General features: G+C 67.2%; 12 protein-coding genes and 4 pseudogenes. 8 read left to right on the top strand and 8 right to left on the bottom strand.

Translation table 11 applies throughout. The annotated features are described in order from the left end of the window. Positions 1-60: 60 nt before the first annotated feature. Positions 61-450 (bottom strand): sterol carrier family protein, encoded by a 390-nt coding sequence (locus T428_RS0120800; protein ID WP_025737997.1) that lies wholly within the window; start codon positions 448-450, stop codon positions 61-63. Between the two features lie 19 nt (positions 451-469). Here T428_RS0120800 and T428_RS29930 point away from each other — a divergent pair. The 3 genes and pseudogenes from T428_RS29930 (at position 470) to T428_RS29925 (ending at position 3003) form a co-directional block, all read left to right on the top strand. Then, a pseudogene (locus tag T428_RS29930) lies at positions 470-1675 on the top strand (MCE family protein). Between the two features lie 21 nt (positions 1676-1696). Continuing rightward, positions 1697-2200 carry a hypothetical protein gene (locus T428_RS35860; RefSeq protein ID WP_342666358.1) on the top strand — a complete coding sequence of 168 codons (504 nt, stop codon included), beginning with the start codon at positions 1697-1699 and terminating at the stop codon, positions 2198-2200. Beyond that, a complete protein-coding gene (locus T428_RS29925; protein ID WP_342666357.1) occupies positions 2122-3003 on the top strand; it encodes an HAD family hydrolase in 882 nt (293 codons plus the stop codon). The genes T428_RS35860 and T428_RS29925 overlap by 79 nt, the downstream gene beginning before the upstream one ends. A 6-nt stretch (positions 3004-3009) precedes the next feature. On the opposite strand, the gene purL is transcribed toward T428_RS29925, so the two are convergent. Both purL and T428_RS0120780 read right to left on the bottom strand, forming a co-directional pair. Continuing rightward, positions 3010-5286, bottom strand: a complete 2277-nt coding sequence (gene purL, locus T428_RS0120785) for a phosphoribosylformylglycinamidine synthase subunit PurL (protein ID WP_169733687.1) — start codon at positions 5284-5286, stop codon at positions 3010-3012. A 117-nt stretch (positions 5287-5403) separates the two neighbouring features. Beyond that, positions 5404-6192 (bottom strand): helix-turn-helix domain-containing protein, encoded by a 789-nt coding sequence (locus T428_RS0120780; protein WP_025737995.1) that lies wholly within the window; start codon positions 6190-6192, stop codon positions 5404-5406. Between the two features lie 125 nt (positions 6193-6317). On the opposite strand from T428_RS0120780, the gene T428_RS0120775 reads away from it, so the two are divergent. Further along, positions 6318-6716, top strand: coding sequence for a nuclear transport factor 2 family protein (locus T428_RS0120775; RefSeq protein ID WP_025737994.1), 399 nt, complete (start codon positions 6318-6320; stop codon positions 6714-6716). 2 nt (positions 6717-6718) lie between these two features. On the opposite strand, the pseudogene T428_RS29920 reads toward T428_RS0120775, so the two are convergent. Then, positions 6719-7781: pseudogene (locus T428_RS29920) on the bottom strand (phosphotransferase). Positions 7782-7866: 85 nt separating this feature from the next. Here T428_RS29920 and T428_RS0120765 point away from each other — a divergent pair. After that, entirely contained in the window at positions 7867-8451 is a 585-nt protein-coding gene (locus T428_RS0120765; protein WP_025737993.1) for a TetR/AcrR family transcriptional regulator C-terminal ligand-binding domain-containing protein, read from the top strand. Here the strand turns inward: T428_RS0120765 and T428_RS0120760 are convergent. Together T428_RS0120760 and T428_RS0120755 are read right to left on the bottom strand one after the other, a co-directional pair. Continuing rightward, entirely contained in the window at positions 8445-8792 is a 348-nt protein-coding gene (locus T428_RS0120760; RefSeq protein ID WP_025737992.1) for a VOC family protein, read from the bottom strand. The two genes, T428_RS0120765 and T428_RS0120760, sit on opposite strands and share 7 nt — an antisense overlap. A 34-nt stretch (positions 8793-8826) precedes the next feature. Next, positions 8827-10083, bottom strand: a complete 1257-nt coding sequence (locus T428_RS0120755; RefSeq protein ID WP_084298826.1) for a M18 family aminopeptidase — start codon at positions 10081-10083, stop codon at positions 8827-8829. A gap of 94 nt (positions 10084-10177) precedes the next feature. Here T428_RS0120755 and T428_RS0120750 point away from each other — a divergent pair, with 94 nt between their 5' ends. The 3 genes and pseudogenes from T428_RS0120750 to T428_RS0120740 all read left to right on the top strand — a co-directional run bounded on the left by T428_RS0120750 (position 10178) and on the right by T428_RS0120740 (position 12813). Beyond that, positions 10178-11209: a Dyp-type peroxidase gene (locus T428_RS0120750; RefSeq protein ID WP_025737990.1), complete on the top strand. Its 1032-nt coding sequence runs from the start codon at positions 10178-10180 to the stop codon at positions 11207-11209. Then, positions 11206-12005 (top strand): annotated as a pseudogene (locus T428_RS29915) (family 1 encapsulin nanocompartment shell protein). Before T428_RS0120750 ends, T428_RS29915 begins: the two are co-directional and overlap by 4 nt. A 67-nt stretch (positions 12006-12072) precedes the next feature. Then, positions 12073-12813, top strand: a complete 741-nt coding sequence (locus T428_RS0120740; protein WP_025737989.1) for an SDR family NAD(P)-dependent oxidoreductase — start codon at positions 12073-12075, stop codon at positions 12811-12813. Positions 12814-12832: 19 nt separating this feature from the next. On the opposite strand, the pseudogene T428_RS29910 reads toward T428_RS0120740, so the two are convergent. Both T428_RS29910 and T428_RS0120730 read right to left on the bottom strand, forming a co-directional pair. Next, positions 12833-14534: pseudogene (locus T428_RS29910) on the bottom strand (MOSC domain-containing protein). A gap of 219 nt (positions 14535-14753) precedes the next feature. Continuing rightward, on the bottom strand, positions 14754-16898 hold the full coding sequence (locus T428_RS0120730) for a 3-hydroxyacyl-CoA dehydrogenase NAD-binding domain-containing protein (protein WP_025737988.1): 2145 nt from the start codon (positions 16896-16898) through the stop codon (positions 14754-14756).

Here is a 16898-nt window from a genome sequence, read left to right as displayed (position 1 = left end):
GGCGTGTTGAACCCGGAAATTATCGGCGTGCCACCCTAAACCTGCAGTTCAGGGTTATCTTCAGCCCACGTCGAACAGGGGCAGCCAGTGGTCAATTTCACCCGCGCCGGCGCCCGACAACGTCAGTGATCCGGCGGCTTTCGCGTCGGCGAGCGCCACCCGTCCGGTGGCCAGCAGCAGCCAGGTCCGCGGATCGGTCTCCACGACGTTGGGTGGGGTACCGCGGGTGTGTTTGGGCCCGGCCACGCATTGCACCGCGGCGAACGGTGGGATCCGCACCTCGACGCTGGCACCGGGCGCCAGCGCGGCCAGGGTGCGCGCGGTGAGGCGCACCGCGGTCGCCAGCGTGGCGCGGTCGGGTGCCGGACGGGTTTCGTCGCGCAACCAGTCCGCCACGGTAGTAAGGACCTTACGTGTCTTGGCCGGATCAGCACTATCACGGGCGGCCATACCCTAGGGTCTCAGAATCATGGATCCGCGAAGCGGGCCCCCGTATAAGACCGTGGGCCTCGTGACGATCGTGGTCATGGGGCTCCTCGGGTTGGTCTTGTACACGCAATTTCGCGGGGACTTCACACCGAGGACGAAGTTGACCCTGGTGGCCCCGCGCGCGGGCCTGGTGATGGACCCCGGCACCAAGGTCACCTACAACGGCGTCGAGATCGGCCGGGTGGACGGTATTTCCGAGATCACCCGGGACCGCAAGCCGGCCACCAAAGTGGTGCTGGACGTGACGCCGAAGTACGTCAGCATGATTCCGGCCAACGTGGCGGCCGAGGTGAAGGCCAACACCGTGTTCGGCAACAAGTACGTTGCCTTGTCGTCGCCGAAAACACCTGTACCACAATCGATTACACCCTCGATGGTGATCGACGCGACGACGGTGACGACCGAGTTCAACACCTTGTTCGAAACGCTGACCTCGATCACCGAGAAGATCGATCCGGTCAAGGTGAACCTGACGCTGTCCGCCGCGGCACAGGCGCTGGCCGGGCTGGGCGAGAAATTCGGCGCCTCGCTGCTTAACGGCAACGCGATCCTCGACGACGTCAACCCGCAGCTGCCGATGATTCACCTCGACTTGGCGCGGCTGGCAGCGCTGGGCGACACTTACGCCGACGCCGCGCCGGACCTGTGGGACGCGCTCGACCAGGCGGTGACCACCGCGCGGACGCTCAACCGGCAGCAAGGAGATCTGGATGCGGCATTGCTGGCGACCGCGGGCTTGGGCAGCAGCGGCGCCGACCTGTTCGGCCGAGCCGGCCCCTACCTGGCGCGTAGCGCTGGCGATCTCGTTCCCACCGCCCAGCTGCTGGACGAGTACAGCCCCGAAATCTTTTGCACCATCCGCAATTTCAACCAAGTCGCACCCAAGCTTCACGTCGCACTCGGTGACAACGGATACGCGCTGGGAGCCCACTCGTCGGGCTCGATCGGGGGCGCGCCCAACCCGTACACCTACCCCGAAAACCTGCCTCGGACCAACGCCAGGGGCGGCCCCGGCGGACGCCCGGGCTGCTGACAATCGATCACCCGCGAACTGTGGCCCGCTCCGATGCTCGTCATGGACACCGGCGCGAGCGTGGCCCCCTACAACCACTTTGAGGTCGGTTCACCGGTTGCCGTGGAGTATGTGTGGGGCCGCCAACTGGGCGACAACACGGGCAACCCCTGAAGAGCGAGCTGAAAGACACAAATGACCATCGCACGCTTGGCTGCCCACCGGGCGGCGGCCGTCGCTCGTCGACTCACGGCATTCGCGATCGCCGCGCTGGCGCTGTCGGTTTCGGGGTGTGGCGACTCCGGCGACCATCGCGAAGGCGACGCCAGCGACAACGGCTGTCGCACGCTGGCCGCCGATCCGGGTTGGTATGGCGACAACCGTGACCGGCTCAACGCGATGATCGGTCACCTCGGCAGCTGCGGCAAGCTGGAACCCGAGGCGGACGACCCGCCACTGGCGGTGTTCGATTGGGACAACACGATGGTGAAAAACGACGGCGGCGAGGCCACCTTCTTCTGGATGGTGCGCAACTCCAAGGTGCGTCAACCGCCCGGTGGAAATTGGAGCGAGACAAGCCAATACCTCACCGCGCCGGCCGCCGCGGAACTGGCATCCGCGTGCGGCACGCTGACCCTCCGGGTGAGCCGCTGCCGACGGGAACCAACACCGGATGCGCCGACGAGCTGGTCTCGATAGCCAGCGATCGTCAGATCCGCACCGGCGCAGCGGCATTCGCCGGCTACAACCACCGACGCATCAATCCCTCCGCCGCCTGGGGGTCGCAACTGCTGGCCGGCTGGACCGAGGCCGACATCACCGGATTCGCCGCAGCGGCCCGGCGAGAAAACCTCGAGGCACCCGAGGGCGCCGAACAGCAGGTGGGCAGCACCCGCCAAGTCGGGTGGGTGCGCTATTACAACCAGATGCGGGATCTGGTTGCTACCCTGCAGGCCAACGGATTTGACGTGCGTATCGCCTCCGCTTCGCCCGAGCCGGTGGTACGAGTCTGGGCCGCCGATCTCGGCATCGCCGCCGACCACGTGATGGGCACCCGCACCGAGCACGACGGCGACGTTCTGACCTCCCGATTGGCGTCCTGCGGTGGCGAGCCGTCGATTCCCTTCAACGAGGGCAAGCGCTGCCGGATCAACGAGCAGGTGTTCGGCATCCAGGGGCCGTCGGCGTTCGACCAGTCGGCCGAGCCGCGGCGCCAGGTGTTCGGGGCCGGCGACTCCGACGGAGACGTCACCTTCACCGCGGACGCGACCGCGCTGCGCCTGGTGATCAATCGCAACCAGATCGAGTTGATGTGCCGGGCCTACGCCAATTCCGACGGGCAATGGCTGGTCAACCCGATGTTCACCAACCCATTGGGTGCGCGTCCGCCCTACCCTTGTGCGACACAGGGTTTCGACACTCCCGACGGCGGCCGGGCACCGCTGCTACGACCCGACGGCAGCGTCGTCCCCGACCAACCGGATCGGGTACACGCGGGATAACGTGGCTCAGCCGAAGAATCGCGGCAGCACCGCTTCGGATGTCGCGCGCAGTTCGGCCAGTGATACCGTGAACAGGTCTTGAAACTCGACCGCGTCCGAGTCCTGGTCGACGACGCCGATGCGGACGGCAGGAAGCCCGCGCGCCTCGCACATGGACCGAAACCGGCTTTCCTCGGTGCGCGGCACCGCCACGAGCATGCGGCCCGCCGACTCGGAGAACAGCGTCACGAACGGGTCACTGCCCTCGGGAAGCACTATGCGGCAACCGGTTTCACCTGCCAGCGCCGATTCCACGATGGCCTGGGCCAGCCCCCCCTCGGACAGGTCATGGGCCGCGGTCACCAGCCCGTCGCGCGATGCCGCGCTGAGCACCTCGGCCAGCAGCTTCTCCCGCTGCAGGTCGACCGCCAGCGGCAACCCACCGAGGTGATCGCCGGTTACCTGGGCCCAGATGGACCCGTCGAGCTCGTCGCGGGTGTCGCCGAGAAGCAACAGGGACTCCCCCGGGTCGGTGCCCAGGGCGGTCGGGATGCGCCGGTCGACGTCGTCGATCACGCCCAGCACGCCGACCACCGGTGTCGGCAAGATGGCGACCGTTCCGGTCTGGTTGTAGAAGCTGACGTTTCCGCCTGTCACTGGAATCCCCAGGGCCACACAGCCATCGGCGAGCCCCCGAACCGCTTGCGAGAACTGCCACATCACCCCGGGATCTTCGGGCGAACCGAAGTTGAGGCAGTTGGTCACCGCGACCGGCACGGCCCCGGTGGCCGCGACGTTGCGGTAGGCCTCGGCCAGCGCCAGCTGGGCTCCGGTGTAGGGGTCCAGCTTGGTGTAGCGCCCCGAAGCGTCGGTCGACAGCGCGATACCACGGCCGGTGACCTCGTCGATGCGCAGCACTCCGCCGTCGGCGTGCTCGGCCAGCACGGTGTTGCCGCGCACGTACCGGTCGTATTGCTCGGTGATGAATGCCCGGCTGCACAGGTGCGGGCTGCCCAGCAGCGCAAGCAAAGTCGCGCGCAGTTCGGCACCGGTGGTCGGCCGGGGCAGCTTGGCCGAGCTGTCGGCATTCAACGCGTCCTGCGACTCCGGGCGCGCCACCGGACGCTCGTAGACCGGCCCCTGATGGGCAACGGTGCGCGGCGGCACGTCGACCACGGTCTGGCCGTGCCAGGTGATGCGCAGCCGATCACCGTCGGTGACCTCGCCGATGACGGTCGCCAGCACCTCCCACTTGCGGCACACCGCCAGGAAGGCGTCGACATTCTCCGGAGCGACCACCGCACACATCCGCTCCTGGGACTCGCTGGACAGGATCTCGGCGGGGGTCATATTGGCCGCCCGCAACGGGACGCTGTCCAGTTCGACTTGCATGCCGCCGTCACCGGCCGATGCGAGTTCTGAAGTGGCACAGGATAATCCGGCACCACCGAGATCCTGGATGCCGATCACCAAGCCGGCCGCGTACAGCTCCAGGCAGCACTCGATGAGCACCTTCTCGGTGAACGGGTCGCCGACCTGTACCGAGGGCAGCTTCTTGCGGCCGGGGCCGTCGCCCTCGTCGCCGCCGAAGGTCTCCGACGCCAGCACGGACACCCCGCCGATCCCGTCCAGGCCGGTGCGCGCACCGAACAGGATGATCTTGTTGCCGGTTCCCGAGGCGAATGCCAGGTGCAGGTCCTCCTTGCGCAGCACCCCCACGCACAGCGCGTTGACCAACGGATTGCCCGCATACGACGCGTCGAAGACCGTCTCCCCGCCGATGTTGGGCAGGCCCAGCGAGTTACCGTAACCGCCGATACCGCGGACCACGCCGTCGAGCACGCGGCGGGTGTCGGGCGCCTCGGCGGGACCGAACCGCAGTTGATCCATCACGGCGACCGGCCGGGCACCCATGGCCATGATGTCGCGCACGATGCCGCCCACGCCGGTGGCCGCACCCTGGTAGGGCTCGACATAGGACGGGTGGTTGTGTGACTCGACCTTGAACGTGACGGCCCAGCCGTCGCCGATGTCGACGACGCCCGCGTTCTCGCCGATGCCGGCCAGCATGCCCGCGCGCATCTCGTCGGTGGTGGTCTCGCCGAAGTAGCGCAGGTGCACCTTCGACGACTTGTACGAGCAGTGCTCGCTCCACATCACCGAGTACATGGCCAGCTCGGTGTCGGTGGGCCGGCGCCCCAGGATCTCGCGAATCCGCTGGTACTCGTCGTCTTTGAGACCCAATTCAGCGAAGGGCTGCGGCTGGTCGGGGGTGGCGGCCGCATGTTCGACGGTGTCGGCCACGTGAGTGCGGGCGCCCGCTCCTGAGACAGTCACGCACACAGTCTAGGGTCCCGGGCCGTTCGGCTCCGGTTCGCCGAATCGCGGATGGCAACGAACCTCAGATCCGCATCCGAGGAGCTACTCGCCGCGCAGCAGGCGGGCACTTTCGGCGTCGGCCGGATAGAACAACTCGACGGCCAATTCGGCGAGCGTGACATCCAGCGGAGTCCCGAAGGTCGTCAGCGTGGTGAACATCGACAGCCGCTGACCGCCGCCGGCATCGAGCACCACCGGAACGAGCAGCGACGCGCCGTCCGACGGCGTGCCCCACGGTTTGGCGGCCGTGGCAACGCCGGGGTATTCGCGTACCTCGTCGCCGAGGGCCTGCACCGCAGGGTCGCCGGTCAGCGCGATCGTGCGCTGCAACTGGTGCAGCAGGTAGCCCGCCCATTCGCCGAAATTCAGGGGCCGCCCGGCCAGGCCGTCGGGATGCAGGCACAGCCGGTAGACGTTGGCCGGCGGGCCGAGCAATTCCCCGGGTAGGCCGGCCGTGAGCGCAGTCGCGGCGGCGTTGGCGCCCACGATGTTCCAGCACCGATCGATGACCACGCCCGGGTATGGGTGGTGCGCATCGAGGAGGCGTTGCACGGCGTCCCGGGCCGGGGACAGGGCGGCGTCCTCGAGCGGGCGCGACTGGTAGCGCGGGGCAAACCCGGCCGCCAGCAGCAGCGTGTTGCGCTCCCGCAGCGGGATGTCGAGGCCCTCGGCCAGCGTGAGCACCATCTCCGGACTCGGGCGGGAGCGCCCGGTCTGGATGAAGCTCAGATGTCGCGCCGAGACGCCCACGCTCAGCGACAGGTCGAGCTGGCTGACGCGTCGACGCGTGCGCCATTCACGCAACAGAACACCGACCGGCGGGTGGCTCACGCACGCACGGTAGCCACGATCGGTACCCGCGGCGATGACCTCGGAGGTAATTGTGCTGCTGCGCCACGCCGCGCCACTCTTGCTGCGAACGCGCTCAATCGGAGCGTCTGCCCCAGGAGGGAATCATGACCGACATCGCTTCCGCTTCGCGCAAGTTCAGCGCCGAACTGTTCGCGGCATTTTGGGCCGCACCCGACCTGTCGCGCGGGTTGGACATTCTGGCCGACGACATCGTCGGTTACTGGCCGGGCGACCCGGAGCCGGTCCGCGGGGTCGAGGCATACACCGCGAAGATCGCCGAAATCCTCGACGCCGCACCGGATTTGCAGCTCGAGGTCGTCGACAGCGCGACGGTAGCCGGTTCCGCCGAGGGCGAGGAGCTGGTGTTCTTGCACTACATCGGCCGGGCCACCGGGCCGGACGGCCCGCTGCAGATCCGCGGGATCGACCGGGTGCGCACTCGCGACGGCCTGGTGGTGGAGAACGTGATCCGGTACGACCCACCGCTTCTACCGCGGCGCTGAACTCAGCCCCCGATCTCGGCCAGCGCCGAGGGGGTATCGAGGTCGGCGTAGGCGAACGAATACCGCTGCGCCAGTGGGACCGAGACGTCGGTGCGTTGCCACTCGCCGGCGCTGGCGGTCACCAGCCACAGGGTCAGTCCGTGCGCAACGGACGCCCGGTAGCGCAGCCAGATCTCCTCGGCGCTGGGCAGCTCGTCGGCGGGCAAGCCCAGCGAGTCGCGATATTCGGCCAGCAGGTCGCGCTCGCTGTTGCGCCGATCCTCGACGGTCAGGGCGCCCTGCAGGAAGTAGCCCAGGTCCAGCGACCAATTGCCCCGGCGGGCCACCTGCCAGTCCAGGAACCCGACCTCCCCGCTGGGCAGCAGGTAGGTGTTACCGATGTAGGGGTCGCCATGCAACAGGGTCTGCGGCGAGGTGGTCAGCGTTCTGATGTATGGCTTCCAGCTCGACTCGATCAGCTCGTCGATGGTCAGCGACATGACGGACGCGGGCGCGTCGGCGCCGAGGCTTTCCAGTGCGACGGGTAGCGGCGCCGCCTGCATGCCCTCCCACGTCAGGAAGGGCTCGAGCCAGTCCAGCGCGGGCTCGCGGCGCACCCGTTCGCCCCAGTATTTGCCGTGCATGCGGGCCAGGCCGCGCACACCGGTGGCAACCTGCTCGACGGTCATCGGACGGCTGCCGTCGCGGGGATCGGCGCCTCGGGCGCGCAGATCTTCCATCACCAGCACGAAGTCGTAGTCGGCCTCGTCGATCAGCGCGGTGTAGACGGCGGGATGCTCGAGCGGCAAATCCACCCCGCAGGTGAACAGCCTCGGCTCGTGGAACATCCCACTGGTCAATCGGATCAGCGCCTTATGCGCGGGATCGGCGGCCTTGACGAAGACCGTCGCCGGCCCCGCCCCGGCCCTATAGGTGAGGCCTAACCGGGCACGGCGATTGGTGCCGTCGTCACGAAGCTCGACGGAGACCGTGTCCACCTCGGCGCCGGGAAAGTCCGCGGCCAGTGCCGCCGACATCCATTCGAAGCGTGATCTCGTCCCAGTTCTTCGGCACCGACACACTCACCTGACGAGTCCTTTCATAGAAACGACACGTGTCGTTTCCTACACTGTGCAGGATGAAGGTAGCCCAACCCGACCCGGTGCCGCCACTGCCCGCCGAGCGCGGCGGCCGGCCCCGCGACAACCGGCTGCATCACGTGATCCTGGATGCCACCCGCGAACTGCTCACCGCGGGCAGTTACGCCGAACTGTCGATGGAAAGCGTCGCGGCACGCGCGGGCGTCGGGAAAAAGACTCTCTACCGGCGATGGCCGTCGAAGGCGCCGATGGTCGCCGAAGCGGTGCTGGTGGCCTACGGCGGATCGGGCTCGTTCCCGGTCGCCGAGACCGGAGACGTCCGCGCCGACCTGCGGACCTGGCTGACCGAGCATGCCGAGTTCTTGGCCGAACCCTCGAACGCCGCCTTGGTGCGCGCGCTCATTGCCGCGGCCGCCGCGCGCCCGGGCGACGGCGAGGACCTCTATCGGCATTTGAGCGCCCCGCAGCTCGCGGGATTGACGACGCGGCTGCGCCTAGCCGTCGACGCTGGCGAACTCCGTGCCGGCGCGGACATCGACGCCGTCGCACAAGCAGTCGTCGGCACCCTGCTCTTCCACGCGCTCACGCAAACGGCGGCGGGCGGCGGATTCGACGGGCTCCTCGACGCGCTGTTTGACGGCGTATCGAATCACTGACCCGCCACGCAGAACGCGTTGCCTTCCGGGTCGGCCAGCACCACCCAGCGAAAGTTCTCGCTGAACTGGTGCCGGCCCAGCTCGGTGGCTCCCGCCGCGGTCAGCCGCGACACCTCACCGTCGACATCGTCGGCGGCGAAATCGAGGTGCAACCGATTCTTTCCGGGCGTGCGATCGGGCACATTCCGAAATCCCAACCGGGGTCCGTCCGGACACATCACCGCGACGAATTCACCGGGAATCAATTCCTGTGTGGTGCCGCCGAACTGGTCGGCCCACCAACTGGCTAGCTTCGCGGCATCGCCGCAGTCGAAGGTGACCATCTCCACTTTGAGCGTCATACCGATCGACTCTAGGCCCGGTGGAGCCGCGGAACTATTGCGGCGAGAAAAACGCTTGCAGCGCAGCGGAATAGGCCGCCACGTCGTCGGTGCCCATCAGTTCGCGCGCGGAGTGCATGGCGAGCTGAGGAGTGCCGACATCGACGGTGGGGATGCCGGTGCGCGCCGAGGCCAGCGGCCCGATGGTGGAACCGCACGGCAGGTCGGCGCGATGCTCGTAGCGCTGCATCGCCACCCCGGCCTGCTCACAGGCCAGCGCGAACACCGCCGCCGTCCGCCCGTCGGTGGCGTAGCGCAGATTGGGGTGCACCTTGAGCACCGGTCCGCCGTTGACCGCGATCAGGTGGGAAGGCTCGTGGCGCTCCGGATAGTTCGGATGGGTGGCGTGCGCCATATCGGCCGAGGCCAATACCGAGGCCGGCAGCCGCCGCAGGAAGTCCTCCCGGCTGCCGCCGGCCGCGAGCACGATGCGTTCCAGCACGGTGCTCAGCAGGTTGGACTGCGCGCCGTGATCCGACGACGACCCGACCTCCTCGTGGTCGAACAGCACCAGCACCGCCACGTGGCCGCTCGGCTCGGCGTTCAGCAACGCCTCCAGCCCGGCGTAGCAACTGGCCTGGTTGTCCAGCCGGGGGGCGCTGAGCAGGCTGTCGTCGGCGCCGAGCACCGTCGCGGGGGTCAGATCGTGGGTCATCAGGTCCGCGGCCAACACGTCGGCCGGCGCAACCCCGGCGCGCTCGGCCACGTAATCGACGAAGGCGCGCGGTGTGTCGCCGACGGCCCAGACGGCGTTGAGGTGACGTTGCGGGTCCAGGCTCACCGATTTGCGGTCCTCGGCGAGGTGGATGGCGAGCTGCGGCACCCGCAGGACCGGATCGTCGATCCGGATCAGCCGGTGGTCCAGTCCGGAGCCGTCCCGCAGCGACAACCGGCCGCTGATGCCCAGGTCGCGGTCCAGCCACGAGTTGAGCCACGCTCCGCCGTAGGGCTGCAGCGCCACCACCCGCCAACCGGCAACCGCCCGGTCCGGATGCTGCTTGACCCGCAGGTTGGGGCTGTCGGTGTGCGCCCCGACGATCCGGAAGGCACCGTCGGGGCCGGTGGTGTTCCAGGCCACCAGCGAGCCCGCGCGCACGGTGAAAAAACGTCCCGGTCCCCCGGGCCAGGGGTCGGTTTCACGGAGCTCGGTATAGCCGGCGGCGAGCAGGCGACGGGCCACCGTGGCGCAGACGTGGAACGGAGACGGTGAGGCGTCGATGAATTCGCAGAGACCTGCGGCGCTGGCCGACATGTCCAACATCATGGCAGTCCGCGCCGGGCCCGGCCGCGCGCCTTCGCGCTGGCGCACTTCCTGCGCTCGCCGTCGCCACGCTAATGTCACCAGGGTGCCTCCGGTTCAGCCCCAACCCATCCTCGCGCCGCTGACGCCTGCCGCGATCTTTTTGGTGGTCACCATCGACGACGGCGGCGAGGCGACCGTGCACGGCGCGCTGCCCGACATCTCGGGACTGGTGCGCGCCATCGGCTTTCGCGACCCGACCAAGCGCCTGTCGGTGATCACCTCGATCGGCTCGGATGCCTGGGATCGGTTGTTCGGCGGGCCTCCCTCGAGTAAGAAGCCCGCCGAACTGCATCCATTCGTCGAATTGAGTGGAGCGCGCCACACCGCGCCGGCCACTCCCGGTGACCTGTTGTTCCACATTCGGGCCGAGACGATGGACGTGTGCTTCGAACTGGCCGCCCGCATCCTCAAGTCGATGGCCGGCGCGGTCACCGTCGTCGACGAGGTACACGGGTTCCGGTTCTTCGACAACCGCGACCTGCTCGGTTTTGTCGACGGCACCGAAAACCCGGACGGACCAATCGCGGTGAGCGCCACCACAATCGGCGACGAAGACCCCGACTTCGCCGGCTCGTGCTACGTGCACGTGCAGAAATACCTGCACGACATGTCGTCCTGGGAATCGCTGTCAGTGACCGAGCAGGAACTGGTCATCGGCCGGACCAAGCTGGAAGACATCGAACTCGACGACGACGTGAAGCCGGCCAATTCGCATGTCGCGCTCAACGTCATCGAGGACGACGACGGCACCGAGCTGAAGATCGTCCGGCACAACATGCCGTTCGGCGAACTCGGCGCCGGCGAGTTCGGCACGTACTACATCGGCTATTCGCGCACACCGCAAGTCACCGAACGGATGCTGCGCAACATGTTCATCGGCGATCCACCCGGCAACACCGATCGCATCCTGGACTTTTCCACCGCCGTCACCGGCGGGCTGTTCTTCTCCCCCACCGTCGATTTCCTCGACGATCCACCACCCCTTCCCGCGCCGCTCGAGACCGAGCGACCCGAACCACCCGACGCGAACGACGGTGCACTGTCGATCGGCAACCTGAAAGGAACCCCTCGATGAAGAACAACCTTTACCGCGAACTAGCGCCGATCACCGACGCCGCATGGGCCGAAATCGAATTGGAGGCGACGCGGACGTTCAAACGGCACATCGCGGGGCGTCGGGTCGTCGACGTGAGCGAGCCCGGCGGTCCGGTCACCGCCGCGGTCAGCACCGGTCGCCTGCAGGACGTGGCGGCGCCCACCGACGGCGTGATCGCGCACCTGCGGGCCAGCAAACCTCTTGTCCGCCTGCGAGTTCCATTCACGTTGTCGCGTGACGAGATCGACGACGTCGAGCGCGGCTCGCAGGGCTCCGACTGGGACCCGGTCAAAGCCGCCGCCAAGAAACTGGCGTTCGTCGAGGACCGCGCCATCTTCGAGGGTTACCCCGCCGCGTCCATCGAGGGATCCGCAACTGCAGCTCGAACCCGGCGCTGATGTCGCCCGACGACCCTCGCGCGATTCCCGACGTCATCACGCAGGCGCTTTCCGAGCTGCGGCTGGCCGGTGTCGACGGCCCCTATTCGGTGCTGCTGTCCGGCGATGTCTACACCAAGGTCAGCGAAACCACCGAGCACGGCTATCCGATCCTCGAGCACATCAAACGCCTGGTGAACGGCGACATCATCTGGGCGCCCGCCATCGACGGCGCCTTCGTGCTGACCACTCGCGGCGGTGACTTCGATTTGCAACTGGGCACCGACGTCTCCATCGGCTACACCAACCACGACGCCGACACCGTGCAGCTGTATCTGCAGGAGACGCTGACGTTCCTGTGCTACACCGCCGAGGCGTCGGTCGCCCTGGGCGCCTAGGAATAAAAGCCGCTGGACCGCTGCTGAGAGCGGAGTTAATGAACTTCTCTTTCAAAGGCAGGGTTCGATGGCAGCAACATTGGCCGGGTCGACCGCATTGGTCACCGGCGCGACGTCCGGAATCGGCCGCGAGATCGCACGGGAACTTTCTGAGCGAGGCGCCGAAGTTGTGGTGCACGGCCGTAGTGCAGAACGCGGCGCCAAGGTCGTCCAGGATATCGAAAACGCCGGCGGCAAAGCACGTTTCGTCTCCGCCGATCTGAACAACGCCGACGACGTGCGACGGCTGGCGGCCGAGGCCGGACCGGTCGACATCTTGGCCAACAACGCCGGGATCTACAAATTCAACGCCACCGTCGACACCGATGACTCGACGTTCGACGAACACGTGAATGTGAATTTGCGCGCTCCCTACATTTTGGTCCAAAAGTTGGTACCGGGGATGGTCGAACGCGGCCACGGCACGGTGGTGAATGTGAGCACTGTCGCCGCATCAATTCCGGCCAGCGGTGCGGGGATATACGGAGCCACCAAAGCCGGGTTGGAACTGTTGACGCGGGTATGGGCAGACGAGTTCGGCTCCTCGGGAGTCCGGGTCAACGCGATCGCCGTCGGACCGACCGACACCCCTGGTGTCGCCGTCTACCCGGGCATGCTCGAAGCGGTTGGCGCCGCCACCGCGCTCAACCGGCCGGCCGAGCCCAGTGAGATCGCCGGTGCGGCGGTCTTCCTCGCCTCCGCCGATGCCAGCTACGTCAATGGTGCGGTATTGAACGCAACCGGCGGTCAACGGTCGGCCACCGTCTGACGCAACGGCTTTCGCGCGGTCAGAGGTCCAGCACCAGGTCGCCGTCCGGCGTTGCCGAGCAGACGAGCACCGTCCCGCGCGCGGGCGGCTCCAGCGGCTCCTGGACATACCGGGTAGGCCCGGCGACGACGCCGGTCTCGCACACATGGCAGACACCGCTTCGGCAGGAGAACCGGGTCGGCACATCGCACGCTTCGGCGAACTCCAAGATGTTGCCGTAGTCCGGGGACCAGTTCGCGGTAAGTCCGCTGCGCGCGAAGGTGATTGAGGGCCCGGTGCCCGGCGGCCCGGCCGGCACGTGTGGCGGTAGGCGCGCAGCCCCGTCCACGACGCCGGGATTGATGGCGGGTAGCGCACCGAACAGCTCGGTGTGGATACGCGCGGTGTCGAGCCCCGCAACCGTCAAAGCCTCGCGCATATCGGTCATGAATTGGGTTGGGCCGCAAAGATATGCCGCGGCGTCGGCCGGTAAACTCAGCGCGGCAATGGCCGACTGGTCCAGACGCCCCTGCGTCTCGGTGTAGAACACCTGCTGCCGCGCGTGCGGCAACGACTCGATCAGTTCCACGACTTCGTCTGCGAAAGCCTGAGTTTTGCGATTGCGACAGGTGTGCACCCACCAGACTTCACGGGTACTGCGGGCGGCCGCGAGCGCATGCAGCATTGCCAAGACCGGAGTGATGCCGATGCCGGCGGACATCAAGACCACCGGCCGGCCGTCGGCCGGTGAGGTAGAAATCGCCGCGCGGGGCCGCAGCTGCGATGACGGAGCCGGGATCAATGTGCGCGTGCAGCCACCGACTGACCAAGCCGCACTCTTCGCGCTTGACGCTGATCCGGTAGTCGCCGGCCGCGGGATCTCCGGAGAGCGAGTAGCTGCGCAGCGGCACCGGATCGCCGGCTCCGGGAATTCGCACTGTCAGGTACTGTCCCGGCAAGGGCGGCGGCAGCGCGGCATTGTCGTCGGCCTCGAAGCGGATCGACAGCACCGACGAACTCTCGGCATGTATGGCGATCACCCGCAGCGGCCGAAATCCGCTCCACCCCGGTTCTATTGCGGCGGCAGGCGCCGAGTCCGGTCCCGACGCGAGCATGTCGTTGAACGATTGCTGCCATCCCGGGCTCAGCGCCGGGACATCGACGATCTTGCGAAGCGTTGCGGTGTCTTTGTGCGGCAGATACAGCAGCGCGTCGACGTCGGCGACGCTGAGCTGGTGGCGCCCGCGCCGGGTCCGCACGATGCGGTCACCGGCCTGGATGCATCCCTCGGTGATGACGCGGAAGTAGAAGCCCGGACGATGCTGGGCGACAAGGAGATTGGGCTTCTCCGGTTCGCCGAGCCGCAGCCCGACCCGGAAGCAGGTGACCCGAGGCTGGGTGACTTCGAACTCGGCGTTCCCGATTCGGTAGCGGTCGCCGATACACACGTCGTAATCGGACAGCCCGGTGATGGTGAAGTTTTCACCGAAGTGACCCGGCTTCAAATCGTTGCGATTCAGGTAGCGCTTCCAGAACTCGTACGACTCGGTCTGGTACACCATGACGGCGCGTTGCTCGCCGCCATGTCCGCCGAGATCGCCTTGGCCGTCGCCGTCGATGTTGAGGCGTCGCACCATGACCGGCCCCTCGACCGGCGTCTTCCAGATCCCGGTATAGACGGTCTTGTCCCGCCACTGGACATTCGTGGGCATGCCCACGTTCACCGACACAAGCCTGCCCACCATTGTCTCCTTACCCCAGCGTGCTTCGGGCAGGCCCGCGGCCCCGATGACCGCCTTGTCCCGCAACGCATTACCCGTGACCAGATTGGGATAGCTGACCCAGAATATTCGAGCCAGCGCGAGCGGCGACGTCGGGCATTTGCGTACTCTCCGGTCAGGTGGTGCCAAACCCCCGACCGGAGAGTAGCTGAGATCCCGCGTTAAAGCAGCAAACCTGGGCTAGGTCAAAGAATCCGGCGGCAGGTAGCGGTCGCCGTACTTAGCCGCCAGCTCGCGAGCCCGGGCCACGAAGGCTTCCTTGCCCGTCCCGCCCGGGCCGGAGTAGCCGACGATGAACTGCGCGCTACCTCCGGTGTACGGCGGGAACCCGATTCCCATGATCGAGCCGATGTTGGCGTCGGCCGTCGACGTCAGCACGCCCTCGTCCAGGCATTTCTGCGTTTCGAGCGCCTCGGCGAACAGCATGCGATCGATCATGTCCTGCAACGGCGGCTGTGAGGAACCCGATTTGAACGTCTCGCGCAGGCCCGGCCACAGGCGGGTGCGCTTGCCGTCGACGTACTCGTAGAAACCCGCGCCCTTCAACCGTGACGGCCGGCCGAGCTCGATCATCTTCTCGACGACCGCCTCCGCCGGGTGCCGCTCATACGTGCCGCCGGCGTCCTCGACGCCCTTGCGGGTGGCCAGCGCGATCTTGTGCATCAGCTCCAGGTTGAGCTCGTCGGACAGCTGCAGCGGCGGCGCCGGGTAGCCGGCCTGCGAACCGGCGTGCTCGATGCTGGCCGGCTCGACGCCCTCGCCCAGCATCGCCAGCGCCTCGTTCACGAACGTGCCGATCACCCGGCTGGTGAAGAAGCCGCGGCTGTCGTTGACGACGATCGGGGTCTTGCCGATGGCCAGCGTGTAGTCGAACACCCGGGCCAGCACTTCGTCAGATGTCTTCTCGCCCTTGATGATTTCGACCAGTGGCATCTTGTCGACCGGCGAGAAGAAGTGGATTCCGATGAAGTCTTCTTGCCGCTTGACGCCGGTCGCCAGACCGGTGATCGGCAGCGTCGAGGTGTTCGACCCGAGCAGCGCGTTGGGTTCGACGATGTCCTCGATCTCCTGGAACACCTTGTGCTTGAGGTCTTGGTTCTCGAACACGGCCTCGATCACGAAGTCGACGCCCTTGAAGTCGGCGGCATCGGCGGACGGCGTGATGCGATCCAGCAGCGCCTTGCTCTTCTCTTCGGTGGTCTTGCCACGCTCGAGTGCTTTGGCCTCAAGCTTTTCCGAGTAGCCCTTGCCCTTCTGCGCAGCCTCGAGGCTGACGTCCTTGAGCACCACGTCGAAGCCGGCCTTGGCCGAGACGTAGGCGATGCCCGCGCCCATCATGCCGGCGCCCAGCACCCCGATCTTGTTGATCTTGACCGGCTCGATGCCGTCCGGGCGAGAGCCGCCGCCGTTGATGTGCTGCAGGTCGAAGAAGAACGCCTGGATCATGTTCTTGGCGACCTGACCGGTGACCAGCGAAGCGAAGTACCGACTCTCGATGCGGCTGGCCGTGTCGAAGTCGACCTGAGCGCCCTCGACCGCCGCTGCCAGGATGGCGCGCGGCGCCGGCATCGGCGCGCCCTTGAGCTGCTTGCGCAGCAACGCCGGGAACGACGGCAGGATGGCGGCCAGTGCCGGGGACGACGGGGTGCCGCCGGGCATCTTGTAGCCCTTGGCATCCCACGGCTGGGTGTGCGAATCGGAGTTGGCCTTGATCCATGCCTTGGCCGCCGGCACCAACTCCTCGACCGAGCCGACGAGTTCGTCGACGAGCCCGATCTCCTTGGCCTTGTCCGGCTTGAACCGGGTGCCCTGCGACAGGATGTTCATGAAGGCGTTCTGGATGCCGAACATCCGCACGGTGCGGGCCACCCCACCACCACCGGGCAGCAGGCCCAGCGTCACCTCGGGCAGTCCGAGCTGGCTTCCCTTGACGTCGGCCGCGATTCGGTGGTGACAGGCCAGCGCGATCTCCAGACCGCCGCCGAGAGCGGCGCCGTTGATGGCGGCCACCACCGGCTTGCCGAGCGTCTCGAGGGCCCGCAGGTCGCGCTTGACCGCTTCGACGGTGTCGAACGCTTCACCGGCGTCCTCGGGCCCGAGGTTGATCATACTCTTCAGGTCCCCACCGGCGAAGAAGATCTTCTTCGCGCTGGTGATCACCACACCGGTAATTGAATCTTTCTCGGCCACAAGGCGTTCGACGGCCTTGTGCATCGACTCCGCGTAGTGCTCGTTCATCACATTGGCCGACCCGGTGGGGTCGTCCATGGTCAGGGTGACGATGCCGTCGGCGTCCTGCTCCCACTGAATGGTGTTCTCTGCCAT

It is taken from the genome of Mycobacterium genavense ATCC 51234, from assembly GCF_000526915.1.
GTDB classification, from domain to species: Bacteria; Actinomycetota; Actinomycetes; order Mycobacteriales; family Mycobacteriaceae; genus Mycobacterium; species Mycobacterium genavense.
The sequence above is the reverse complement of the archived record's forward strand: the minus strand, read 5'-3'. Positions and strand labels throughout refer to the sequence as shown.